The following is a 22,966-nucleotide window of genomic DNA, read 5'->3' on the forward strand; positions in this document are numbered from 1 at the left end:
TGCCGGTGCTGATGGCCTCCGCCTGCTCCAGGAGATCAGCACGTCGAAACTCCAGCCGCGCCCGGTCCGCTGCCTGGCGCAGCAGCGCACGATCTCCGCCACAGACTTGCCTCGATGGCTGGCAGCGAGCTCGTTGCGGGGCGCCGCTGGTAGGGGACGGCATGGGTCTCCCCGGCCTGGGCCAGGAGCCGTCCCAGGGCCTGCTCATCGACGCTGATCCTGCCCACGGCCCCCCCTCCTTCCTTGTGCGGCCTCGCCGGCCCAGGCTCTCCTTTACGACGCTGCGTGGGGGGGCTGACAGTGTGAGGATGCTCGTGGACGACGCAGTTCCGGGCCCGCGCTGACGCTGCCCATCGACGGAATGGGTCAGCGTGGCCAGCCATCGGGAAGCACGAACCAGCAAATCCAAATCTCTACGCACGCGAGGAGGTGGACGCAGCGTGGGGGCGGAAAGCCTACGGAGCTGGTGTAGTGGGCATATCAGACAGCAGGGCCTGAGCGGGTGGCAGCAGGATTTCCGTCCGGGTGGTGGCGGATCCAGGCCAGGCCGCCGAGGTCGAGTCGGTGGCGGGCACGGGTGACGGCAACGTAGGCCAAACGTGCTTCGCCCTCATTGATGGGCCCAGGCAGGGCTCGGCCGGTCTCGTCGCACTGGTCGCTTTCCTTGGGCGGAGTGAAGTCGTCACCGATCCTCACCGACGGCCACTCGCGACCCTTGGCTTTATGGGCCGTTGAGACGCTCACATCGGCGTGATCTTCATCGGAGAGTTGGTCGACAGCGACGAGGATGGCTTCTGGGCCGTGCTGGTCGACCAGGTCGACCAGGGGTTGGAGGTCTCCCCCTGCGGGATCGTGCTCGGCGTACTCCTGCAGTTCGCCCCACGTAGGAAAGAGAACCAACTCGGGGTGGGACGTGCGGCGTCCTTCCTTGAGGTCGCGGGCAGCAATGGCCAGGGCGCGCAGGCTCTCCCCGCCCCCGACCAGAGCTACGTGATGGCCGGCTTCCAGGAGTGTCATCACCTCAGCCATTGCGCCGACGTTGGAGCGGCACAGCACCGCGTCGGGGTGGTCGACGGGGCCGAGTTCGGTAGGGATGGTATCGGTGCCGTCGAGGCGGATGGGGGCGTCGGCGATGGCCAGCCAGCGGTTGGCCTCTGCGGCGAGGGTGGGGCCGAAGCGGAAGGACCGCGAGAGGGTCAGGGCGGTGCCGTTGAAGCCCGTCATCACGTCTTTGGCGCCGCGCCAGCCGTAGATTGCTTGGGCGGAGTCGCCGACCATCACCAGTTGAGCGTGGCCGCGCTGGTTGTTGAAGATCTGTTCGACGACGGGGTTGGTGTCTTGGGCCTCGTCGAGGAGGAGGAAGTCGGCGTCGATTCTCGGTTCGGTCAGAGCCCAGATCTTCAGGTAGTGGTCGTGGTCGAAGCGCACGATCCCGTGGTCGGGGTTTTGGAGGTCGGTCCAGGCCTTGCGGGCGTAGGGCAGGACGAGGCTGGCGAGTTGTGTGTGCAGGGCGTGGGCTTCCAGTCCGCGCAGGTGCGGGACGTGGTGGCGGGCGAGGGTGTGGTCGGCGGAGTGGCAGTAGCGGGTCACGGTGCGCAGCACGGTGTGGGAGAGGGCCTTGTGGGAGACGTCGCGTTCGCCGATGCGCACGGGTTTGGTGATGCCGAGGTTTTGGCCGGTTTTCCAGCCGGGTTGGCGGGGGCCGTTGAGGCGGGAGGTGTAGCGGTGGCCGATGGCGGCGTAGGCCAGGGCGTGGGCGGTCTTGCAGGTGACCGTGCGGGGGAATCGGGTGGTTGCGGTGGTGGCGATGGCTTTGTTGAAGGCGATGTAGCGGCCGCGCCGCTGGGTTCGGGCTGCGAGGAGGGCCAGGGTGGTGGTTTTGCCGGTTCCGGCGCCGGCTTGGAGGACGAGGTGGTCTCCGGCGTGGAAGGCATCTGCGGCCGCTGCCTGTTCGTCGGTCGGTGCGTGCATGTGAGGGTCCCGGCGTTGCTTGAGGCAGCCTGTGGAGGAAGGCGTCCAGGGGGTTGAGGGTGGGCGTTAGGGCAGGTGCGCGCCTCGGCCGGAGGTTGGGCGGGGTCCTGGTCGGCGGCGGGTGAGGGTGGGCAGGCGCGGGTGGATGTGCTGGTGGTGGATGAGTGGGTCGAAGGGCTCCCACTCGGCTACGGCGATGTCAGCGGCGGTGGTGGCGGTGTGTTGGACGCAGTGCTGGGCGCGCCAGCGCAGTTGCTCGGTGTAGGGCAGGTGGCTGATGTCGTAGATGGCCATGGTGGTCGCGGGCAGGGCGAGTTGACCGAGTGAGGCGGTGGCGGGCAGCAGCGTCCAGGTGCCGGCTGGGTGGCCGGTGGTGAGCAGGAGGTTGGTGCAGCGGCGGCGCCTGCGGGTCTGAGCGACGCATCGGATTTCCTCGATAGGGCGGCCGGCGAGGTAGCGCACGTAGAGGAGTTGGACGACGGGGCGCTGGGGTCGGCACACGGACGGTGACGGGATCTCGGCGGGTGAGTCGGTGCGCGGGGTGAAGGTTCCGGCATCCGTCAGGCGCCTGGTGTTCACGGCCAGGCCGCGGCGCACCCCGGTCAGGTACGGAGTGGATTGCCGCGGGGCGTCTCGGGCGGGGCAGAGCAGGGCGTGGGCCAGGCGGCACCAGTTGGTGCCGTCGCCCGCCGGGTGGGCGATGCCGGAGCTGATGTGCCAGCGGCAGGCCGCGGCGACGGCGGAGGCAGGCATTTCGTGCGGGTGCAGGGGAACGGGCCGGTGGTCGCTGCGGTAGTACCACTCGATGATGTTGCCGCAGTCGCGGCAGGGAGCGGTCTGCCCGGAGCGCAGGAGCGGGCTGGTGCTGGTGGAGACGCGCAGGGTTCGCCGGTTCCGGACGGTGGTGGGGCTGCCGTCCCAGCGGCGGCTCGAGGAGGGGGGCAGGGGGCACATGGCGGTGAACGTGCCAGGCGACGCGCCGCTGACGGTGTGTCGGTGCCGTGGTGTCCCGCGAACGGCCTGACCGCGTGCGACGTGCGTGCGATCAGTCGGTCGCATGTTCGCCTCTGGGTACCGGTTCGGGTGGTCTCCGGACGATTGCGGGAGGCCGTCAGGTGGCGGGCTTTTCAGGGGGCTTGTGGCCCTGGCAGAGGGCGCTGAAGAGTTCGTCGAGCGGAGTGTTCAGGGCGTGGGCGAGAGCGTGCCAGGTTTTCAGGGTGCCGATGGTGCGGCCCTGTTCGATCTCGATGAGGGTGCGCCGGGCCAGGCCGCTGCGTTCGGCGAGTTGGTCGTAGGTCCATCCCCGCTCGGCCCGCAGGCGCGCCAGCTCCAGGCGTAGCGCGTCGAGGTTCGGGTCGGGCGGCAAGATCGTCACGCCACCATCCGACGGTGCAGTCACATGCCCTGTCAGTGCAGACCTCTGCCCTATTTGTGCAGGCGAGTGGCCATACGAGAGGGCAGAGGTCTGCACTACCGTGTGCGGCCGTCACCCCCGCTCCCCAACCCGACGCGAGCCCTGGGAGAGAGAGCAGCACGCGCAGACGACCAAACGGGAGGAGTCGCGCTCGATGATGCTGTGCACGATCCGCGCGATGGTGCGGCGTACCTGAACGGTGGAGTTGCGCCCGCAGCCCGGCGGGCCGGTGCTGGTGTGCCGACAGTGCCCGGACACCGGACCGCTCTCAGGCGCCGCCACTCGCTCGGCGGCGCTGGCCCATCTCGCGCGTCATGCGCTCCAAGACACCGTCCCAGTGCATTTACGGACCTGCCAGTGCCACGAAAGGGGCTGCCGCTGGCACCCGCGCCACCGCGGCTGCGCCGGTCCCGTCCTGCTGGTCCTGGTGCGTGACCACGGCGGTCGTATCTGGCGGCTGACCGACGCCTGCACCGCCTGCGCCGCCGCCACCGCGCACGCCGCGGTCGTCCCCGAAACCGCACTGTCAACTGCGCAGAGCTCACCTGCCAGCCGAAGACGCCGTACAAGGCAACGACGCGGACCGGGAGACCGGGTTCGCGTGCAGGAGATGCTCAGCTACCTCGCCGCCGCTCTCCCCGCTGACGTGACGGCCGCGGCCCGACTGGTGGCGCTGCAGTGTGCTCTTCGCATGGGTCCGGGGGCACGGCTGTGGGTGCCACGCGGACTGCTGCGCAGCCTGCGACTCGGCCACGAGACAGGTCTCTGGCATGAACTGGAACAAGCCCAGTGGCTACGCGTGCTGCCCCCACCGGACCCAAGTCCCTCCCCCACCGGCATCCAACTCCTCGACCACGCCCTGCTCTACCAGGCACCCGGACGTCGAGACCGCGCCCACGCCGCCGACTGGGCACTGCGCACCACATCCCGCGCTCCCCTACGCGTCCTTAGCGCATCGCTGCGGCTAACCGCACTGGCACTCGCCGCGCACATGCCGCCCGGCCAGCTTCACGGCGCCGCGGAAGCCGACCAGCTCGCCCGCGCTTGAGCCGTGATGCGCGAAGGCCTTGACGCATCCATCGATCGCCTCGCTACCGCGCACGTCATCACAGCATGGTCGAGGGACCCGGTCGGCAACGAACTCCACTGGCACCTGCTCAGCCACATCCCATGAGGGGGCTGAGCATGACGCCGGTTCAGCCTCGTTAGCGCAGTGCGTGGCCCCGATGCCGTCGCAGTTCTGTTCGCTGTTGGGCAGCGGCCTGGCCAGCAGCTTCCTTGCCGTCGGGCCAGGGACCTCCCGGCCAGCCGGGGTTGCTGCCTCTATCAGCGGTCTAGTGAGGCGGCCATTCCATGGGCGGATGGGGTGCCGTCATAGCGAGCCAGCCCCGTCTTTGCCCTCTCGAGTGGAGCAGGCGGCGTCAACCACGCTGTCGATGTGACCGGCTGTGGCACTGCTGGCATCCCCTAGCCGCGCGCGAATGAGGTAACCGAGCTGGAATCGGCTTTCGGCGCGAAAGCTCTCCATGATCTCCGCGATGTGCTTCCGACACGTTCGCAGGGACATGCTGAGTCGGCGGGCGATGACCTCATCCTTCATGCCCTCCGTAAGCAGTCGTACGATCGCCTGCTTGGCCTCGGTGCTGATGGTGGGGGTGCCGAAGTGACCCGGATTGAGAGGAGTGGCAAGTATCCAAGAGTGCTCAAAGACCGCCCATAAGTAACTGACCGTGGAGGGGTCACGGATGATGACCGCGCCATCTTGCCCATTGCGGTGAGAGATGAACGCGATCTTCTGGTCAATCGCGATCATCCTGCCAAATAGCTCTGGCAGGGTCCGGACCTGGGCTCCGGTCGAGGCGAGCTGCTTGACGTACTCCTGTGTCGTTGTGTCGTGGCGAGCTGTGTGTTGGTAGAGGGTGCGCATCTGCACGCCGCGCCGGAGGAGGGCCAGGTCGCGGTCGCTTGCATGCTCCACCAGCTCTGTGGGCTGCTCGCGGCTGGGTTCGCAGGTGATCACTTCTACTCGGCAGTGCGCTATCGCGTCATCGATTAATTTAACGACAGTCTTGGTGTCGCGGACCTCTTCGATCGGAGTGTGGTGACGCCGGGTCTGCTGGATCTCGGCGTATAGAGGAACCAGCGCGTTGTAATCCCCCCTCAGCTCTTCAGTCTGCGCCAGCTGACTGCGCAGTGAAGTCTCGATAGAGGCAAGCAGGGTCGCTGCCGCTGTCTCGGGAGCAACGGATACGAGCCGAGTCTCTGCTTCGGCCCCTTGCAGCGGCCGAAGCAGGTGCCGAGCGGTGAGTGCGGTGGCCGCCTGTTGCACTACCTCCACTGTCAGCTCGAGATCCAGAGCTGCTGCTTCAACGGTCAAGTGTCCGTGCTGTGTGGTCCAGCGGAAGACGTCAATTTCGACGTCGCTCAGCCGGCCCATGCCTGCTATGGAGCGATTCTCCACTGTTTGCCCCCCAGGAAAGATCCTGCATGCAGCTTAAGGCCAGCTGATCATCCTAGACGGGGGAGGGTGGGGCTCGGCAGGCTGAAGGGGCACAAAGAACTCCGGGGAAAACACTTGGAGTTGAACGGACAACGCAGCCATTCCGGTTGCGGAATGGCTCCTTCATGAATGAGGTATCGAAGATGGCCATGATCAAGACCTTCTCGTACGCGATTGCCCGCCGCACGAAGATGACGGCCCTGGCCGGCTTCTACAAGTACTGAGACCGCAGGTCAAGAGCTTCCTTGGGCCGGGGCGAGGGGCAATCTCGCCCCGGCCCAAGGGCCAGACGCCTCAGACTCACGGGGAGCCGATGAAACGACCTCCAGGCCCGCGCGGTGGACGCCTTGCTGGCAACGGTCCAGCATACGACCAGGACCGCCTCAACTTCATGACAAGCATGTCGGAAAAGTATGGCGCGATCTGGTCGTTTGAGCGCCACATCGTCGTTGTTACCGACCCGGCCTTGGCTGGGGAGGTTCTACTGCGGACTAACGTGGATTTCGGTGGGGAGGTCGACTTTCTCCACCGCAAGCAGAAGGACGACGCCGAGACTCAGCAGCAGTGGACATCTTCCCGAGCGGCCCGCATGCGAGCAATGCGCCCCTCCTCCATGCAAGCGAACATCCCCATGATCGCTGCAGAGATGAGTGGCGGGATTTCATCGTGGAGTCTCGGTGAGATTGACGTCGTTGACCGCATGCGGTCCCTCACCTCCAGGGTCGGGGCGGTGCTCTGTTTCGCAGAGGATGCACACCTCGTGGACGGGTTGGGGCGGGAACTCTTCGATGCGCTTACTCCGGTCGTCCGCAGCTCCACACCGCTCCCCCCTTGGTTACCGCTGCCACGCCATCGGCGCGTCGCCCGAGCCAACCGGAGGCTGGAGAGGGCCATCGAACAGGTGATCAGTGTTCGGCGCGCAGAGGGGCGCGATGGCGCGGGAGGTTTGCTCGACGTGCTGGCTCAGCCGATGGGCCGATACGGAGCGTTGTCGGACGCGATCATCCGCGAGACGTTGGCGGCTACCCTACTAGCGGCCGAGAACACCTCCGCCGCAGGCTTCGGATGGGCCATCCACGAATTGACCCGGCATCCCGAAGCCCAGGAGAGAGTCGCGACAGAGGCAGCAGCGGTACTCCCGGAGTCGGGACCCGCTACCCATGCCCACTACCGCGGACTGGACTACACGGCGCGGGTGGTTAAAGAGGCTCTTCGACTGTGGCCGCCCAACTGGATGATCGCCCGTCACGCACTTCACGAGACCACGCTTGGCGATTACACCTTAGAGCGCGGCACCAAGGTGATGGTCCCTGCTTACGTCATTCAACGGGACCGCGCTGGTTTCCTGAACCGTTGCGGTTCGACCCGGACCGCTGGCTCCCCGAGGGCTCTGGTACTGCCGCTCCGCAGTACGCCTATTTGCCCTTCGGGGCTGGGCCACTGATCTGTATGGGGATGTCGTGGAGTCTGATTGAGATGACGCTCGCGATCGCTTTCATGGCGCGGAATTTTCTCCTGGCATCGGCCCCGGGGGCCACGGTGGTCCCCGACCCGTCCCGTGGACTGTCACCCAGTGGCTTGAGGGTGCAGTTGGCCGCCAGACCGGTCCATCGGGCGTCGGCTGCGCAACCCATCACCGGCTCGGCGCAGATAGTGTGCCCGGTAACCGGCAGGGACGTGCCATGAGCGGATCAGCCACGTACAAGCAGCTGCTGAGCAACCGTGAGTTCAGTGCCCTCTTCGCAGCACACACCGTGTCAATCCTCGGCGATGTCCTGACTAAAGTCGCGCTGTCTGTCCTCGTTTACGACCGCACCAGTTCGGCCCTCATGGCCGCACTCACCTACGCGCTCGGCTTCTTGCCGCAGGTCCTCACTGCTGCGCTGGCATCCGCCGTGGTCGATTTGGTGCCTGCACGGCGCCTAATGCTGATCGGCGACCTCAGCCGGATGGCATGTGTGCTGGTGATGGCCCTGCCCGGCATGCCCATCCCGGTCCTGCTCATCCTGGTGACCGCCTCGGGGGCCCTGTCTCCGTTGTTCCGCGCTGCCAGGCAGGTTCTGCTTCCCGAGATCATCGGGATGAGCGGCTATGCACTGGCCAGATCTATGTTCTCGGGGACCGTCCAAGTCGGCCAGACGCTCGGCTTCGGCTTGGGCGGCCTGCTACTGATCATCTTCACTCCCCGGACTGCACTGCTCATAGACGCCGCAACATTCGCCTTTTCCATAGCACTAGTGATGCTGCTCGTCCGGCCCAGACCTGCAGGCGCCGCAGGACACCCCGACCGCACAACCGGGATTGTCCGTGCGACCGTTCGAGGAAACCGGTCGATCCTCAGAAACCCGGTGCTGCGCCGCCTCCTGCTTCTCCAATGGGTACCTACAGCACTCATCGTGCTACCAGAGGGGCTTGCCGCTCCCTACGCAGTGCAGCTCGGAGGAGGCCCCGAGGCTGTGGGGCTCCTGCTGGCCTTCCCCGCAGTCGGCACGGTGCTCGGCGAGGCCGCGGTCGCACGGTTGCTGGGAGCGGAGGAACGCAACCGATGGGTGCCGGCCCTCATCCTCGTCGCGACAGTTCCCTTGCTCTTCTTCGTCTTCACCCCGTCGCTCCCCATGGCCCTGGCACTGCTGCTCGTCAGCGGCGTCGGCACAGCCTTCGCGCTCCCCCTCGACCAGCTCTATGTCGAACGGGTGCCTGACGCGCTCAGGGGCCGCGCCATGACTCTCACGGGCGCAGGCTCGATCACGACCCAAGGCATCGGACTGGCCGCAGGTGGACTGCTGGCCGACTGGATGCCCATGCCCTGGGTGTTCACCAGTGCAGGAATCGCCGCCGTAGCGGCAGCCGTACTCACGGGCTGGCAGCGGCCCTGGCGACCTGCCACACCCCATCAGGCGTCGCCGATGACCTCAGGAGCAGCCGGCGCTGGCGACCGCACTGCCCCCTACCACTCAGCTCCATCTGCCGAAAGGTAAGGCCCGCCCGTGACCTCTACGCTCCAGACGTCGACAGCTGGCACCACGTGGCGCCACCTGCCCCCTGCTGCCCCTCTTGGTCTGAGTTTCGATGCTGCGCGGCTCGCTGCCGAAGTCGAGGCTCTCTCCGACCTCACCTGGCGACCGAACCGCCCGGTGCATCAGAACGGGCTGGGCGAAGAGGACACCTTCGATTGGAAGATCATCCCTCTGAGGGCACCGACCGGCAGCATGCTACGAACAGATCCCGGCGGCGCGGGCCTCGAGGACCACCTCAACACCTCTGTCCTGGACCGCTGCCCGTACCACGCTGAAGTCTTGTCCAAGATTCCCGCGCCGTTGCACAGCGCGCGGTTGATGGCGCTGGGTCCGGGGGCGGAGACTCACGAACACAACGATGGGCGCACCAATTTCCCCTGGGGCTTCTTGCGCTTGCACGTTCCCATCGTGACCCAGGCCGGTGCCGAACTTGTCGTGGACGGCGAGACCTACCACTGGGAAGCCGGCCGCCTCTGGTACGCGGACTTCGACCGGCTACACATCGCTAGGAACCGAAGTGCGCAGCGACGGATCCACCTTGTGCTGGACACTGTCCCAACTCGTGCCCTCATGGAGCTCTTCCCTCCCGACTACCTTTCTCAGCTGCCGTGGAGTGACGTGCTGATGGCCCGGGAGCCTTTGCCGTTGCAGCCCTTCGAACAGGAGGCTCTCCGCTGCGAGGTCGAAGTTCCGGCCAACTTCCCCGACTGGTCCGATGACTCCGGAGCAAACCCTGCGGATAGTCTGCCGGGATCCGTCGAGGTGATGGACGGAAAGCTCGTACTGCGCATCGCCGGTGAACCGCGATTCGGTCTGGTCCACATCGGAAACGCCGAATTTCGGTTACAGGGCTGGACGGACGAGCGCACGATATCCCTGGACCTTGAACGCAGCGCACCTGTTGCGCGGTTCCGTGTGCGCTGCGGCCGGTCCACCGACGAGCAGATCAGGCCCGTGCACGTCCTACACCGCGGCAACGTCGATCTCGGGGCCACGGTATGACAGCACCCGGCCCGAGACTTCCCCCGACGTAGCAGTAGACACGCTTACGGGTCGCCGAGCGTGCGAGTCAGGCAGAGCAACGCTGTTGTCTTCCAGCGACAACCGACTGGAAGCACCGCCCATTTTATGAGGCCGACACCGAGAAGATCGGATAGAGGTGACCGCAGACTCTAGCCCCGCTAACGCGAATGGTCGAACGGTACGGATGTGGCCGTTTGACGGTGTAGAGATGAGGGCGGCCGCCCTGGAAGACGCCGGAGGGCTCGCCGAGACGCTGCTGCGGAACCGTACGTATATGCGCCCCTGGGAACCCGACCGGCCGGAGGAGTTCTTCACCGAACGCGGACAGCGGGCCCGACTAATACACCAGCTCGCGCAGCGCGAAGCAAGGTGCGCCATGCCGTGGGTGCTTGTCGAGATGGGGTGCGTCGTGGGCGCCATCTCCTTGTCCAAGATCACCCTTGGTCCGCTCTGCAGAGCGAGCGTCGGCTACTGGGTCGACAGAGAGCGCACTGGGCGAGGTCTTGCCACTGCCGCCGTCGAGAGCGCATGCCGGACTGCACGCGAGGAGTTCACACTGCACCGGGTCGAAGCGGGAACTCTGGTCGACAACGTGGCCTCGCAGCGAGTTCTGACGAAGGCCGGATTCGAACAGTACGGCTTCGCGCCGAAGTATCTGCACGTCAACGGTGCATGGCGGGACCACCTACTCTTCCAGCGAATCCTGCACGACGGACCGCCGCCTGAGAAGAGCCTGTAACGGCCCTGCACTCCCGCCTGCCCGAGTGGATAGGCGACGCCACGACCGCCGAGCTGCCGGCCATCAGCGCCTTCCGCCGCCGGGCTCGGAAAGCGTCCTCAACGCCGTGACTGCCGCGGTGCAAGGCAGTTCCTTCCACCCGTCGCCGGGCCGACGGCGACCAGGACGGCGGGACAAGCGCCGCCAGGAGCCGTATGGCCGGGGCAGGGCGAGGAACGCCGACCACCATGGCCGGTCATCCATCCGGGCACATCGGCGCTAATGTTGTGCCAGAGATATCGCGGCGGGTCAGCGCCAGAACATCTCGCCGCGGCGAGCGCGATTGATGACGGCGAGCGCCGCCTTCATCAGCGGATCGAGGAGCCGCTCTCATGCGTCGGCTTGCCTCTTGGCGCTGACCGGTCCGGTCTGCAGGTGAGCCTGGGCGGCCGTTCTCCGGGCAGCGGTGCGTCTGCCCGTCCGGGCGGGCAGACGCAGCAGATCGTGCAGGGGGATGCCGTCTTCAGCCCAGGTGCGCAGCCGGTTCCGGTCCACCCAGTGCACCCGGTGCCGGTCGCCCCAGACACGGGCGTCGCGTGTGAAGGATCCGTTGGTCACCACGACCGCGGCATCGGCACGGTGAACCGGGCCCGCGGTGCCGTTGACCTGATACATCACCGCCGAGCTAACCTTCGCGCCGGTGCGTGTGTGTTTGGCCTGCAGGACGATACGGCCCCGCTTCGGGTGGCGGCCGATGACGTCGGCGGCCTGGTCACCCTGTCGGCCCACGTGGCTGGCCGACCAGCCGTCCCGGATCAGCAGGTCCCGCAGCGCCTGCTCGAACGCCCGGTCATCCAGGGCGTCGAGCTCGGCGAGGGTCGGCCGCCACACCGCAAGCGCCCGGTACCGGGAGCGCCGGAGCCGTACGCCGCGCACCGTCCGCAGGATTCCGTAGGCGAGGGCAGCGCCCGCCAGCAGGGCCCACACCGGCCAAGCTCGGGCCAGTGCGTCCTGCGCGGCCCGGGCCATCTGCACCACCAGCGTCACACAGGCAACCGCAACGACGGCGGCCGCCAGATACTCATCCCTCCCCCGCGGAGCGCGCAGCCGAAGACGACGCCGGGCCATCAGCGGTCCGCCGGAGCGGACACCGATGGCTGCGGCTTGGCCGGCTCCTCCGCGGAGCCGTCGCTGAAGCCGAACACCTGCCCCCATAACCAGACCCCGGCGACCAGCGCGGCGATTGTCCAGCCGCTCATCCGCTTCGCGCTCGGTCCCGGATTGCGCCGGATGTGCCAGCGCACGACGTGGTATCCCTCCGGCGGCATGACTGCCCCTCCCCTTGATCCCGGACCGCCTCATGCGGCCCGCTTCTTCAAAGACTTGGTGTAGCAGCGGCCACCGACACAGCAGCAGATGGTGATCCTCGCCCGAGCGCTGGGGCACGCCTACTTCCGCGACGGGGGCCGGCGCGGTCATGGCCTGCATATCGCCTTCACCGACGTCGAGTTCGCCGACTTCTCGATCGGATGACATCCTCCCCGCCGGGAATCCGGGCACGCCGCCGATCTCGCTGGCGAGGCCGTTCAGCCCCGTGAGGGCTTCTCGCGTACACCCAGCATTGCGTCGTACTTTTTGGCTTCCTGCTGTTCGCGCCAGTCCCACTCGACGCGGTCGGCACGGTCGGTCCGCCTGGTGGCGGAAGGTTGCGGCGGGCGCAGCCTCGCCGTCTCCGCCAGACGCAGCAGATGCGTACGGTCCCCGGGCGCGGCGAGCAGTGCCTGATCGTCGCCGAGTACGAGGCGGGCGAAGCAGGCCGCGGCCCGCAGGAAGACGCGCGCCCAGCCGGGTACGGGGTAGGCGGCGCAGCCGTCGGTGTAACGGGCGCGGTCGTGCAGGGCGAGCGTGGCTGCGGCGTCGTCGTAGTCGCGGAGGCCGGCGGTAGCGAGCTGCTGGAAGGAGGCGCCGGTGAAGAGCGCGGCTGCCAGGGCTGCGGCCAGGCGGGGGTGAGCGGTCGAGTCGACCAGGCGGCGGACAACTTCCCGGGCAGTGTGCGCGGTGAGAGGCACGGGCTGTGACCGGTGTCGCCAGACGATCGGCGGCGGTGCGCAAGAGGCCCGGCAGGAGGCGGGGCTGTCGTAGGAAACGAGGCGGTCCAGAGTGGGCAGGGTGATCCAGCGGCCGGACCGCCGGACAGAATCGACCGCGTCGTCCACGGGGGCAGGCGGGCCGTCGTCGTAGTAGTGCTGGGCGGCCTCGGAGTCGGTAATGACTGCGTGGTCGACCGTGTGCAGGGCCTGATGCAGGGCGGCAGGGAGACGAGGGCGGTGGCAGACCAGGGTCAGGTGGATGCCTGTGACGGCGCGCAGCTGGAGGAGGCGTTCGGCGCGGCGGGCAGTCAGGCGGTGAGCGCGCAGGACGGTCAGACGAGTGACCGGCTGGGCTGTCACCCATGCGGTGGCGGCTTCCCAGGCGGGCTGCCGGCCTGAGGGGAAGCGGCCCGGCAGCAGCGGCGGTCTGCCCAAGGCGGCCAGGAGGTCGTGGGCGAGCGCGGTGTCGCTAGTGGTTCCGGGACCGGGGTGCAGGGTGATCCGGCCCGATGGCGGATGGTGCGCTGCCAAGGCGGCGTGGGTGTGGATCACGTCGTCGTAGGGGTCCATGACCAGCGTGACGGCCGGCAGTCCCATGGCGGAGAGCGGGGCAGGCGGTATCGGCGTCATGCGAGGCGGCTGAAGGCCCAGCGCAGCAGGTCCTGGTCGACGCGGGCACGTCCCGTGCGGGCCAGGGCGGTACGAGCGTGGGCGGTCAACTGGGCCCAGGCGCGGAAGTTGCCGTGCGCGGCATGCTGGTCGGCGAAGGTGATGTCCTCGGGGTCGGCGTCAGCCCAGACCGGGTGGAACAGCGGGATCACCTCGAGGACCTCGTCGGGTGTGAGGCGGGTGAACTGCTGCCAGATGAAGACGCGGGAGGAGAGCATCGGTTCGCGGCGCAGCACGGTGTGGCAGCCCGCGCCGCCGACGAAGATGATGGCGAGCTGGGTTGAGGGTTCGTCCCAGAGGTAGCGGAAGTATTCGAACGCCTCCCCGTTGAGCCACTGTGCTTCGTCGACGAGGAAGGTACGGGGGCGTTCGGCCAGGGCCGTCTTCAGCAGGCGGTCGAACTCGCTGGGGTGGCGCGGTGGTTCGCCGGCCAGGTCGAGCGCGGTGAACAGTTCGTAGCGCACCGCGCGGGCGGTGGGCCGGGCCCGGAAGGTGATTTTGCGGACGTCCTCGCCGGGTTCGAGTTCGCGCAGGCAGGTGTTGACGGCGAGGGTCTTGCCGAAGCCGGCGCCGCCGTGGATGCACATCATGGCGCGGGCGGTGACGGTGTCGGTGATGTTCTCCCGCGCCGCCAGCAGCGCGCGGGTGGTGACCACGGAGGCGTCGGGCAGGTCGACGTACTGGTAGGTGGCCGCGGTCACGAGGCATCTCCGTCTTCGTCGGTGGTGAGACGTGTGGCCCTCCCGCCCGGGCCGTCGGGGGCGGGAGTGGAATCACGGCCGGGCAGGACCGGGGCAGGTCGGCCTGGGGTGGTCAGCGCGGCCAGGGAGGCAGGAGTGCGCCACCCGGCCGGAGGCGCGGCGGGCGGGATGAGGTCCGGCAGCGCCAGATCCGACAGGTCGGTATCGGCGACCTGGGCGAGCTCGGCCTCGGCCTGCACGGCGGTCAGCGCGCCGAGCCGCTGCGGAGCCTCGGGCTGGGTGGCGGCGGCGTAGCGCTCGCGCTGGGAAGCCTCCAGGTCCTTCTTCAGGCGGCGGGTGCGGGCGGACCGTGCCCGCCGTACCGCGCTGACCTGTTCCTCGGTGGCCTGATCGGCCAGGTTCGCAGGGCCGAGGTAGCGGCCGGTGACCGCGTGGTAGACCTCGATTCGGTGGTCGTGGTGAGGCATGAAGCGGACCCGGACCTGGATCCCGGCCTGGCCGGTCATCCACGGCCCCACGTAGTCGCGTTTCCTGAAGCGGACACCGCGGGTGGTCAGCGTGCGGGTACCGGCGTCCTCCAGGGTGAACGTCCACAGATCCGCGGCCGGCACCTCCCGCAGCGGGGTGGGATCGTCCTGCCACGCCTCAAGCGGGGTCCTGCCCCGCAACGGCGCGGGACGGTGCTCGGTGTTCCACCACAGCGTCCAACCCAGCAGCCGGGCGGTGAAGTCCTCAAAACTGAGCAGCACCTCGTCCTTCGGACGGGCAGCCCGCTTGCCGGGACGAGGCTGGCGGGCATAGCCGGGCAGCGCGGCCAGGAACATGCTCTCCACCGCCCGGTTCAGCCCCTCCACAGTGCCCTTGAGATGGGGGGTGTAGGCGGGCAGGTCCTCCACCGTCACATCCAGGAGATCGAACGCTGCGGTCACCGTCCGGGACAGGAAGTCCTTGCCGCGGTCCACCCGTACCTTCTCCGGCAGACCGCCGAACGGGCCGTAAGGCTCCTCGCGCAGCACCGCGGAACGCAGCGCCGCGAGCACCGACTCCCGCGACGGATCCCCCGGTGTGACCGCGACACCGGTGATCGCGTTCGTCGCGCAGTCGGTGAACCAGGTGATCCACGGCCTGCGGGCCTTACCCTCGACGTCGACCAGCACCGCCGCTTGGACGTGGTCGGTCTCCCACACCTGGTTACGCCAGCCCCGCGGCCGGGCCAGGAACACATCATGCTTGCGCGCCGCCAGCTCCCCTCCCGCAAGCCCCGCTCGCTCCCCCGGCGTCAGATCACGACGGATCGCCCGGTGCAGCGTCGTCAGCGACGGCACATCCGGCGGCAGACCTGTACCCGGCGGGGGCCCGGCCTGTGTACCGACATCAGCTACTGGGCGCCCTGCCGCGCGGGCAGCGAGCTCACGCTGCACCGCGGCGACATTGCCCTTCCACAACGCCAGCAGCGCGCGGACCTCCGGTGTGATCGTGAACCTCGTGCCGGTCTGGGCCCGTGCCCCGGGCTCGTCAGCTGCCCGTTCGTCGCGGCCGGCTTCGGCCAGCCACCGCCACACGGTGCGCTCCGACACCCCCAGCGCATCCGCCGCCACCCGGACATGGCCGGTCGTCAGCTCGTCCCGCACCCGCAGAGCGAGCAGTCGGCGCACCGCCACACCGCGCAGCGCGGTACGCGACGCCGCCGGAAGCCCGCCCCGCGCGGCGTCGACCGCACCACCGTCTTCCATCTCCCCCTCCTGTCCGCACATTCGTTCAGACCGGAGGGCTCAGACGCCGGAACAGACGACGCAGCAGCGCCCGGTCCACCGTCCCATCCGGCACGGTCAGCAGCGCGTTCTGCAGATGCGTCGTCAAGGCAGCCCAGGTACGGAAGACACCGTGCGTGCAGGACTGGTCGATCCACGCCACCTCCCCACCCGCGACGCCAGCCCACAACGGATGAAAGGCAGACACCGTCGCAGCCACCTCGCTCCCGGCGAGACGCCCTACCTCCTGCCACGCGCAGACCCGCGACGCCAACTGCGGCACACGCGCCACCGCGCGCTCGCTGCCCGCCCCGCACAGCACCAGTGCCATCCGGGCCTGCGGGTGGTCCCACAACGACTGCAGATACTCCAGACACGGCGCTGGCAACCGCTGCGCCTCATCCACCACCAGCACCCGAGCCTCGTCCAGGGCGCCGACGATCCGCTCATCGGCCTCGGCCGAACGGTGCGGAAACCGGCCCGGCAACACCAGAGCCTCGAACACCGCCCGCCGCAGTTCCGACACCGACGGACGCACCGGCACCCGCACCCACGACACGCCCCAGCCCACCGGCGGATCCGACAGCGCCATCCGCAGCGCCACCGTCTTGCCCCGCCCCGCATCCCCGAACACACACGCCGCGCCCCCGGCAGCCATCGCCTGCCCCACCGCCTCGGCCACCGCACGCACCGACGCCGTACGCACCGCCTGAGCCCCCACCGGCAGCACCACGCCCGGCACATCCCCCGCCAGCGCGGCCTTTCGCCCTGCGGGCGTCAGCGAGGCCGGACCAGCCGCGGCAGAAGCAGACGGCGTACCGGTGCCCCCACCCGCGACAGCGAGGTCCGACAGAGCCTGACGGGTCTCCCGCTCAGCCCGCGCCCGGCGTACCACAGCACGGTCCGGCAACACCCGCCCCGAGGCCAGCTCACGCTGCACCGCCCGGTACACCGAGGCCAGCGACACCCCCGCATCCCCGTCCCCGCACTCCTTCAAATGCCGGTAGAGCACAGACACATTGCCGCCCGCCTGCGCCAGTACCTCCCACGCCTCCTCCGACAACTCGAACCGGGAACGCCTCCGACGCTCCACACGGCCCTCACTGCGCGCCGCCTCCACCCACCGCCACACCGTCCGCGGATGCACCCCCGCCAACTGCGCCCCCGCCCGAACATGCGCCGACGTCACACCACCAGCCGCATCCAACTGAAGCAACCGCCCCACCAACACCGGCCGCGACACCGAGACCAAGCCCTCAAACTCCCGCTCCCCCACCCGGTCCTCCCCCGGCCACACGCCCGACAGAAGACCACCGTGAACCCGCCTGCCCCGCAAAAAGATCAGAAGTACCGTTCCCGTGACAGCGACACGAGCCAGGGTGTACCGCCCCATGACAGTGGCATCGGCAACAGACACCACCCCACGTCAGTGACCCCGCCCCGACCTCAACACCCCACCAGCACAAACACCCCCACCTGACACCCCGTCACTGACACCCACCCACTGACACCAAACCGGCACATCGCAACGACCGCTCCTGGGTCGCCGTCCGCCCCGCACGGCACCGGAGTGCGCTACCGGCAGGCGGTTTTTCACCAGGTGTCGCGGGGGAGGCCGTTCCTCATGGGGCAGCGGGCAGCGGCCGCACCACGACGAAGTCGACATAGAAGTCCGCGCCGTCGGCCGGGCCGAAGTACGGGATCAACTCGTCGACCGGTGTGCTGCCGGCCTCCGCGACCAGGTGTTCCCACCGCCCGGTGACGGTGCTGACCGCGTCGATGCTGGTGCCGCCACCGTTGCCGCAGCCCAGGCCCACGGCCCCGGCCACCACGTACACCCACGCCTCGGCCACCGCCGGGCCCGCGCCTGCGGCCGTCCAGGTCTGCACCAAGCCGCACAGGCCGCCCGTGGTCACCACGTGCAGCATGTGGCCCCGGCCGTCCGGACGCGTGGTGGGCAGCAGTTCAGTCATGGTCGTGGCGTCCGGGTTGTTCCACACGAACCACTCCTCGGCCGCGGCGAGGCCGCCGACGCCCGCGCCGGTCAGCGGCGGCGGGGGCGACGGGCGCGAGCGGCCGAACGTGGCGTTGCGGATCAGGTTGCCCAGCTCGGCGTCGACCGCGTCGGCGTGCGCCCGGACGCGGTCCTCCGGCAGCGGGTGGTCGTAGAGCGCGAGCTCGTCGAGGACGCCGTCGAACGGGTTCGGCCCGCCGCCGATCGCCAGGTCGCCAGCGGCGGTCGGATCGCCGGTCACTGGGGACACCGTGTCCACCACGCCGTTCAGATACACGGCGACGGCGGTGCCGTCGAAAGTGACGACCAGGTGGGTCGGCTCACCGGGGATCAGGGCGCCGGTGCTGGTCACGCCCGCCGTGTCCACTTCGGCGCGGACCCGGCCGTCGGCGAGGACGGACAGGCCGTAGGCGGCGGGCTTCGCGACCATCGCCTGCGGCGCGTCACCGCCCGACCAGATCAGCAACGCCTCGATCGAGAGCTGGGCGGGGCGCAAAGCCGGCCGGTCCGGCACGCGGACCCGGGGCGTGTCGCTGGCTCGGAACCGGGCGGCCATGCCGGCCCCGGCGCCGGGGTGGCCGAACGCCACGCCAACCTCGACTATCCCGTCCGCGCCGTGGCCGGACGAGTCCGCGAGGACGTGCGCGCCAGCCAGTTCGGCGAAGCGGTAGTAGGCCACCGGCGCGTCGTCCAGCACCTGCGCGGCATACCCGAAATGGGCTGGCAGCAGCTCGGCCACTGCCCCCACGTTCTCGGCGGAGCCGAAGAGCAGCACGCCGGAGGCGACGAACCGAGCCGTGTCCTCGCCGGAGGCCTGCAGCTCCAACTCCCGCTGGCCAATCACGGTTACTGAGGTTTTCAGGGTGGAGTCGGTGGTGTGGGGGGCAGGCCGGTGGCGGTGAGGCAGCCGTCGATCAGGTGCGGTCGGAGCTGGATCCTTCGTAACTCGCGGCGGAGTGTGCGGTCGAGGTCATCGGGTGTGTCGAAGGCGGTGTTGGCCATCGCTCTGCGCACGAGGGACCAGACGGCCTCGACGGGATTCAGGTCGGGTGCATAGGGCGGGAGGCGGACGGTGGTGAGCCAGTCGTGCTCGGCCTCGTACCGCTTCAGCCCGGCTGCCAAGTAGGTGTTGAAATTGTCCCAGACCACTACGATCGGGCCGCCGAGCTGGATGCGAGCCCGCACGAGCAGGTCGCGGTAGCCCTTCCAGGAGAAGCCCTTACGGGCTCCCTTCAGCAGAAGGTGGTTGCGGGGCCGGTGGATCAGCCGGCTCGCCTCGCCTGGGCGGTAGCAGCACAAAGCGGCGACTGAGGTCCGGCGGCGGGAGCGTCCGCGCACCCGGATGACAGGGGTGTGTCCGCGTCGGCCCCAGGTGCGGGTGCGGGGCGGTGTCATCGAGAATCCGGCTTCGTCCTCGAAGACGATCCAGGCCCCGGACGCCGCCGCGATCCTTTTACCCGCGGCCACACCTCCTTCTTCCACAGCTCGACCGCGTGCTCGTCGCGTTCGAGTGCTCTGCGGGCAGGGGCCTGCCAGGACCAGCTGTGCCGTTTCAGCAGCCGCCATACTGTGGCCACCGAAAGACCCAGCCGTAGACGACGGCGGATCACGGTCTGCACCCGGACCAGCGTCCACCGTTCGTCGCCGAAACCGTGCACGGCCGGGCCCTTGCCGAGTTCCTCCTCGAGCACGGCGAACTGAGAATCGGTGACAGTCGGGGAGTTCGTCGGCCCTGCCGAGCGTAGGCCCTCGAGCCCGTCCTCACGCCAGGCGCGGCGCCAGCGTTCCACCGACCGCACACTCACGCGCAGATCCTTCGCGATCAGCGCGGTCTTCTCGCCCGCGGCGAACCGTTCTCCGGCCCGGAGCCGGATCTTCTCCCGAAACGCCCGACGCTCAGCAGTCAGGCCCCCACCCTCCGGATAGCGCATACCACCGGCATACCGCAGAGATCACGAACCGTCATTACCCGACGACAATCCGAAGACCTCTGTAACAGCTCATCGAGCTTCCCGATCTTTACTTTGACTTCAGGATGGTTTTAGGGCCGGGTTAGAAGGCGGTGCGGGAGAGGCCGCCGGTCCAGGGGTCCTCGAAGTCGGCTGCGGTGAGGGTGACGCCGGTCAGGACGCGTACGGCGAGGATGAGGCAGCCTTCGGGCTCTTCGGTGTCGGCTTCGCCGGTGGGTTCGCAGTCGTCAGAGGCGTCGAAGCCGGCCGCGGTGAGGGAGCCGACGACGGGGTGGGTGGTGTCTACGCTGCCGGAGGGGCCGCCGAAGTAGCCGCCGGACAGTTCGAGGCAGCCGAGGATGGCGCCGTCGTGGGCGATGGTGGCCGTCTTCGTGTCGGGGTCGCGGTAGGCGCTGATGGCGGTGCGGCCGTCGGCGGCGAGGGTGCGCAGGACATCGTCATCGAAGCCGATCCAGCTTTCGAATTCGATGGTGAGGGTCCAGCCGCCAGGCATTTCGCGGCCGAGGATGAAGGCGCCTTCGTCCTGGTGCTCTTGGAGGAAGTGTGCGGCTTGCTTCAGGCCCTCGGGGCAGGGGACGGGGTTGGCGACGCCCATGAGGTGAAGGGTTTCGGTGAGTGGGTGGGGGGCGAGGGTTACGCACCAGCCTTCGCCGAACAACTCGTCCAGGTCCACGGTGTGGGGCCTTTCTACTCGGGTTCGTTGGTCATTGAAGGGAGCCCGTAAGAGCTTCTCCTGGAAGGGCTACCGCGACCTGCTCGTGCGGGCTCGCATCCAGCTCGGCGGCCCGATCGTAGTGGTCTGGGACAATCTCAACACCCACTTGGCAGCCGGGCTGAAGCGGTACGAGGCCGAGCACGACTGGCTCACCACCGTCCGCCTCCCGCCCTATGCACCCGACCTGAATCCCGTCGAGGCCGTCTGGTCCCTCGTGCGCAGAGCGATGGCCAACACCGCCTTCGACACACCCGATGACCTCGACCGCACACTCCGCCGCGAGTTACGAAGGATCCAGCTCCGACCGCACCTGATCGACGGCTGCCTCACCGCCACCGGCCTGCCCCCCACACCACCGACTCCACCCTGAAAACCTCAGTAATTAGCCCAACAACCGGTTCCTAACCGCGGCGAGGACTTCCGTGCGGCTGCGCGGGCCGTTGTCGGCTGCGATGAGGTTGTCCCCGATGCGCAGTGAGAAGGTGATCAGGCAGCGGGCCTCGACATCGCCCTCGTCGGGACAGAAGGCCCCGTAGAGCTCGCGCAGATAGTCCATGCGCCGGTTGTCGGCCCGGCGGAGGCAACGCGCGACGCCTTCGTCGCGCCGGGCCCAGTCGCGGATCGCGAGCTCGACCCCGGCGCTGGTCACGGGCGTCTCGCCCGACCCCACGAAGTCGAAGAGACGCCCGAGCCGCTCGCGAGCGTCGCCCCCGTCGCGCTCGATCCGCTCGATGACATCCTCGGTGACCCCGCGCTCCCAGGTGTCGAGCATCTCCTCCAGCAGGGCGGCGCGGTTGCGGAAGTAGCCGTAGAAACCGCCCTTGCTGACGCCGAGCACCTGGGCGAGGACCTCGACCCGGACAGCCTCGGGGCCGCCGGCGGCGAGCGCCCGCAGCCCCTCCTCGATCCACTTGTCCCGCGGCGTACGGATCGCGCCCATGCTGTGTCTCCCCTCACATGTCCCGGCCAAGTATACGGAGCCGTATAGGTGGGTTTACGCTCGATCTATACGCCACCGAATAGACAGGGGTCTACCATGAGCGATCTGCGCCTTCCCTCAACCGAACACATGTCCCGCCCTTGGCGGATCCACGAGATCGCCGGCGACTTCCGGCTCGAGGACCTGTGGGCGCTGCCGACACCGGGCGGCCCGGACGACCTGCACCACTTGGTCCAGCAGATGGCGGACGGCAAAGGCGGTCCGGACGGCGGCAACCCCGTGGGCCGCTTCCTTTTCGCGGTGCGCTGGAAGCTCGGCGCGCTGCTCGGCTGGGACAGGCCGGACTCGGGCGTCGGCGGCCGGGTGGCGTCGCTGCGCGACCGGCTGCCGGACGACCTGCGCGAGTGGCCGCGGGGGCCCGACCTCAGCGCGGCGCCCTTCACATCGGTCTTCCAGACACACGACGAGTGGGCCGCCGAGTACGCCAACAAGACCATGCACGGGGTGATGCACGTCGGCTGGGTCCCCGACGGGAACGGCGGCTACCGCGGCCAGATGGCCGTCCTGGTGAAGCCCAACGGCCGCTTCGGCTCTCTGTACATGCTCGGCATCAAACCCTTCCGGTACCTGGGGGTGTACCCGGCCCTGATGCGATCGATCGGCCGGGAGTGGCGAGAGAACACGGCGCGCCGAACGGCACGCTGACGCCTCCCCTCCCCGTAACCCAGACTCCACCCCCGCCCCCGCTCCTCAACACCGGCGGGGGCTTGGGCGGAGGCACAAGGGATCGTGGTGGAGGTGTTCTACCTGCTACCCGCAGCCCAGCCTCGAAGCGATCGGGACCGCCACGGACCAAGCGCTGACCCGCCAACCGACCGGCATCCAAGAATCAGCAGCGAACTTAACCAAAACCGCCTAGCGGTTGACGGCCTGGACCTCGCGCACCGTGAGGTTGGTGGTGGTGCCAAACGTGCCGTCCGGCAACTTCCCACCGGCGCCTCCGGAGCCATTCCAAGAGATCTCCCACCGGACGGTGGCCTTGAGCTCATACGGACCGTCATGCCCAGTAGCCCGCAGGTAGGTCAGGCCGCACGGCGGATCCTGCTTCGCTCTGGAGGTGTTGTAGGGGGTGCCGATGCTGCCGTCATCTCGAATAGGGCAGTCGCCCCCGGCGGGGTAGACCTTGGCGCTTTCCGTGCCGGGGTCAAGGTGCAGACTGACCGGCTTCGCAGTCGTGGTTGCCCACAGGCCGGTACCGGGCAGGCGAGCGGTCACCTTGACGGGCTTGAACCGGGAGCCGTCCGACCACACCCACGTAGGCAGATTGACTACCTGTCGACCGTCCGGGCTCATCTCTACGTCGGTATCAGGTATGCGCACCTCGTCATAGGCGTACCCGGCCAGAACCTCTGGGGTGACCATCTCCTGGGCTGGCGGCTTCTCCCCGTCCAGCGCGAAGAACATGTCCCGACT

20 protein-coding genes and 2 pseudogenes are annotated in these 22,966 nt (G+C 68.5%); 7 read left to right on the top strand and 15 right to left on the bottom strand.

Features of this window, described 5'->3' with window-relative positions; translation table 11 throughout:
* Window positions 1-480: 480 nt before the first annotated feature.
* The 3 genes from ACTWQC_RS29760 to ACTWQC_RS29770 all read right to left on the bottom strand — a co-directional run bounded on the left by ACTWQC_RS29760 (window position 481) and on the right by ACTWQC_RS29770 (window position 3,346).
* The gene (locus tag ACTWQC_RS29760) at window positions 481-1,971 is read right to left on the bottom strand and encodes a UvrD-helicase domain-containing protein (RefSeq protein WP_443318938.1); all 1,491 of its coding nucleotides are present in this window, start codon (window positions 1,969-1,971) and stop codon (window positions 481-483) included.
* Between the two features lie 66 nt (window positions 1,972-2,037).
* Window positions 2,038-2,925: a DUF6083 domain-containing protein gene (locus tag ACTWQC_RS29765; protein ID WP_443318939.1), complete on the bottom strand. Its 888-nt coding sequence runs from the start codon at window positions 2,923-2,925 to the stop codon at window positions 2,038-2,040.
* Between the two features lie 157 nt (window positions 2,926-3,082).
* The gene (locus ACTWQC_RS29770) at window positions 3,083-3,346 is read right to left on the bottom strand and encodes a helix-turn-helix transcriptional regulator (protein WP_443318940.1); all 264 of its coding nucleotides are present in this window, start codon (window positions 3,344-3,346) and stop codon (window positions 3,083-3,085) included.
* A 640-nt stretch (window positions 3,347-3,986) separates the two neighbouring features.
* On the opposite strand from ACTWQC_RS29770, the gene ACTWQC_RS29775 reads away from it, so the two are divergent.
* Complete coding sequence (locus ACTWQC_RS29775; RefSeq protein ID WP_443318941.1) at window positions 3,987-4,433, top strand: hypothetical protein; 447 nt, start codon at window positions 3,987-3,989, stop codon at window positions 4,431-4,433.
* A 324-nt stretch (window positions 4,434-4,757) separates the two neighbouring features.
* On the opposite strand, the gene ACTWQC_RS29780 is transcribed toward ACTWQC_RS29775, so the two are convergent.
* The gene (locus tag ACTWQC_RS29780; protein WP_443318942.1) at window positions 4,758-5,822 is read right to left on the bottom strand and encodes a helix-turn-helix transcriptional regulator; all 1,065 of its coding nucleotides are present in this window, start codon (window positions 5,820-5,822) and stop codon (window positions 4,758-4,760) included.
* 376 nt (window positions 5,823-6,198) lie between these two features.
* Between ACTWQC_RS29780 and ACTWQC_RS29785 the strand changes: the two are divergent.
* From ACTWQC_RS29785 to ACTWQC_RS29800, 4 genes and pseudogenes are all read left to right on the top strand, one after another.
* Window positions 6,199-7,571: pseudogene (locus tag ACTWQC_RS29785) on the top strand (cytochrome P450).
* Entirely contained in the window at window positions 7,568-8,863 is a 1,296-nt protein-coding gene (locus ACTWQC_RS29790) for an MFS transporter (protein WP_443318943.1), read from the top strand. Before ACTWQC_RS29785 ends, ACTWQC_RS29790 begins: the two are co-directional and overlap by 4 nt.
* A 9-nt stretch (window positions 8,864-8,872) precedes the next feature.
* Window positions 8,873-9,904 carry an aspartyl/asparaginyl beta-hydroxylase domain-containing protein gene (locus ACTWQC_RS29795; RefSeq protein WP_443318944.1) on the top strand — a complete coding sequence of 344 codons (1,032 nt, stop codon included), beginning with the start codon at window positions 8,873-8,875 and terminating at the stop codon, window positions 9,902-9,904.
* Between the two features lie 229 nt (window positions 9,905-10,133).
* Entirely contained in the window at window positions 10,134-10,664 is a 531-nt protein-coding gene (locus ACTWQC_RS29800; RefSeq protein WP_443318945.1) for a GNAT family N-acetyltransferase, read from the top strand.
* A 369-nt stretch (window positions 10,665-11,033) separates the two neighbouring features.
* Here the strand turns inward: ACTWQC_RS29800 and ACTWQC_RS29805 are convergent, their stop codons facing one another.
* The 9 genes from ACTWQC_RS29805 to ACTWQC_RS29845 all read right to left on the bottom strand — a co-directional run bounded on the left by ACTWQC_RS29805 (window position 11,034) and on the right by ACTWQC_RS29845 (window position 20,433).
* Window positions 11,034-11,771 carry a restriction endonuclease gene (locus ACTWQC_RS29805; RefSeq protein ID WP_443318946.1) on the bottom strand — a complete coding sequence of 246 codons (738 nt, stop codon included), beginning with the start codon at window positions 11,769-11,771 and terminating at the stop codon, window positions 11,034-11,036.
* Window positions 11,771-11,971: a hypothetical protein gene (locus tag ACTWQC_RS29810; RefSeq protein WP_443318947.1), complete on the bottom strand. Its 201-nt coding sequence runs from the start codon at window positions 11,969-11,971 to the stop codon at window positions 11,771-11,773. The genes ACTWQC_RS29805 and ACTWQC_RS29810 overlap by 1 nt, the downstream gene beginning before the upstream one ends.
* A 258-nt stretch (window positions 11,972-12,229) precedes the next feature.
* Window positions 12,230-13,363 carry a hypothetical protein gene (locus ACTWQC_RS29815; protein WP_443318948.1) on the bottom strand — a complete coding sequence of 378 codons (1,134 nt, stop codon included), beginning with the start codon at window positions 13,361-13,363 and terminating at the stop codon, window positions 12,230-12,232.
* A complete protein-coding gene (locus ACTWQC_RS29820) occupies window positions 13,360-14,103 on the bottom strand; it encodes an AAA family ATPase (protein WP_443318949.1) in 744 nt (247 codons plus the stop codon). Before ACTWQC_RS29820 ends, ACTWQC_RS29815 begins: the two co-directional genes overlap by 4 nt.
* Window positions 14,100-15,758, bottom strand: coding sequence for a Mu transposase C-terminal domain-containing protein (locus tag ACTWQC_RS29825; RefSeq protein ID WP_443318966.1), 1,659 nt, complete (start codon window positions 15,756-15,758; stop codon window positions 14,100-14,102). Before ACTWQC_RS29825 ends, ACTWQC_RS29820 begins: the two co-directional genes overlap by 4 nt.
* Before the next feature lie 103 nt (window positions 15,759-15,861).
* Entirely contained in the window at window positions 15,862-17,130 is a 1,269-nt protein-coding gene (locus ACTWQC_RS29830; protein WP_443318950.1) for an AAA family ATPase, read from the bottom strand.
* Window positions 17,131-17,476: 346 nt separating this feature from the next.
* The gene (locus tag ACTWQC_RS29835) at window positions 17,477-18,712 is read right to left on the bottom strand and encodes a LamG domain-containing protein (protein WP_443318951.1); all 1,236 of its coding nucleotides are present in this window, start codon (window positions 18,710-18,712) and stop codon (window positions 17,477-17,479) included.
* 14 nt (window positions 18,713-18,726) lie between these two features.
* A protein-coding gene (locus ACTWQC_RS29840) for an IS630 family transposase (RefSeq protein WP_443318952.1) occupies window positions 18,727-19,799 on the bottom strand; the annotation gives its coding sequence in 2 pieces (ribosomal slippage) (window positions 18,727-19,289 and window positions 19,289-19,799; 1,074 coding nt in all).
* Between the two features lie 121 nt (window positions 19,800-19,920).
* Complete coding sequence (locus tag ACTWQC_RS29845) at window positions 19,921-20,433, bottom strand: DUF6461 domain-containing protein (RefSeq protein WP_443318953.1); 513 nt, start codon at window positions 20,431-20,433, stop codon at window positions 19,921-19,923.
* Between the two features lie 97 nt (window positions 20,434-20,530).
* Between ACTWQC_RS29845 and ACTWQC_RS29850 the strand changes: the two are divergent.
* Window positions 20,531-20,923: pseudogene (locus ACTWQC_RS29850) on the top strand (transposase); the annotation flags it as partial.
* Window positions 20,924-20,935: 12 nt separating this feature from the next.
* Here ACTWQC_RS29850 and ACTWQC_RS29855 read toward each other — a convergent pair.
* Window positions 20,936-21,493 carry a TetR/AcrR family transcriptional regulator gene (locus ACTWQC_RS29855; protein WP_443318954.1) on the bottom strand — a complete coding sequence of 186 codons (558 nt, stop codon included), beginning with the start codon at window positions 21,491-21,493 and terminating at the stop codon, window positions 20,936-20,938.
* Between the two features lie 96 nt (window positions 21,494-21,589).
* Between ACTWQC_RS29855 and ACTWQC_RS29860 the strand changes: the two genes are divergently transcribed.
* Window positions 21,590-22,198: a DUF2867 domain-containing protein gene (locus ACTWQC_RS29860; protein ID WP_443318955.1), complete on the top strand. Its 609-nt coding sequence runs from the start codon at window positions 21,590-21,592 to the stop codon at window positions 22,196-22,198.
* Between the two features lie 210 nt (window positions 22,199-22,408).
* On the opposite strand, the gene ACTWQC_RS29865 is transcribed toward ACTWQC_RS29860, so the two are convergent.
* Window positions 22,409-22,957 carry a hypothetical protein gene (locus ACTWQC_RS29865; RefSeq protein ID WP_443318956.1) on the bottom strand — a complete coding sequence of 183 codons (549 nt, stop codon included), beginning with the start codon at window positions 22,955-22,957 and terminating at the stop codon, window positions 22,409-22,411.
* Between the last annotated feature and the right edge of the window lie 9 nt (window positions 22,958-22,966).

The organism is Streptomyces sp. 8N616 (genome assembly GCF_052246385.1).
Lineage (GTDB): Bacteria > Actinomycetota > Actinomycetes > Streptomycetales > Streptomycetaceae > Streptomyces.

Coding starts and splice junctions, on each gene's coding strand:
- ACTWQC_RS29790 (WP_443318943.1), top strand. CDS start 7,568: ATGAGCGGATCAGCCACGTACAAGCAGCTGCTGAGCAACCGTGAGTTC.
- ACTWQC_RS29855 (WP_443318954.1), bottom strand. CDS start 21,493: ATGGGCGCGATCCGTACGCCGCGGGACAAGTGGATCGAGGAGGGGCTG.
- ACTWQC_RS29780 (WP_443318942.1), bottom strand. CDS start 5,822: ATGGGCCGGCTGAGCGACGTCGAAATTGACGTCTTCCGCTGGACCACA.
- ACTWQC_RS29765 (WP_443318939.1), bottom strand. CDS start 2,925: ATGTGCCCCCTGCCCCCCTCCTCGAGCCGCCGCTGGGACGGCAGCCCC.
- ACTWQC_RS29805 (WP_443318946.1), bottom strand. CDS start 11,771: ATGGCCCGGCGTCGTCTTCGGCTGCGCGCTCCGCGGGGGAGGGATGAG.
- ACTWQC_RS29865 (WP_443318956.1), bottom strand. CDS start 22,957: ATGTTCTTCGCGCTGGACGGGGAGAAGCCGCCAGCCCAGGAGATGGTC.
- ACTWQC_RS29860 (WP_443318955.1), top strand. CDS start 21,590: ATGAGCGATCTGCGCCTTCCCTCAACCGAACACATGTCCCGCCCTTGG.
- ACTWQC_RS29845 (WP_443318953.1), bottom strand. CDS start 20,433: ATGGGCGTCGCCAACCCCGTCCCCTGCCCCGAGGGCCTGAAGCAAGCC.
- ACTWQC_RS29815 (WP_443318948.1), bottom strand. CDS start 13,363: ATGACGCCGATACCGCCTGCCCCGCTCTCCGCCATGGGACTGCCGGCC.
- ACTWQC_RS29800 (WP_443318945.1), top strand. CDS start 10,134: ATGAGGGCGGCCGCCCTGGAAGACGCCGGAGGGCTCGCCGAGACGCTG.
- ACTWQC_RS29810 (WP_443318947.1), bottom strand. CDS start 11,971: ATGCCGCCGGAGGGATACCACGTCGTGCGCTGGCACATCCGGCGCAAT.
- ACTWQC_RS29760 (WP_443318938.1), bottom strand. CDS start 1,971: ATGCACGCACCGACCGACGAACAGGCAGCGGCCGCAGATGCCTTCCAC.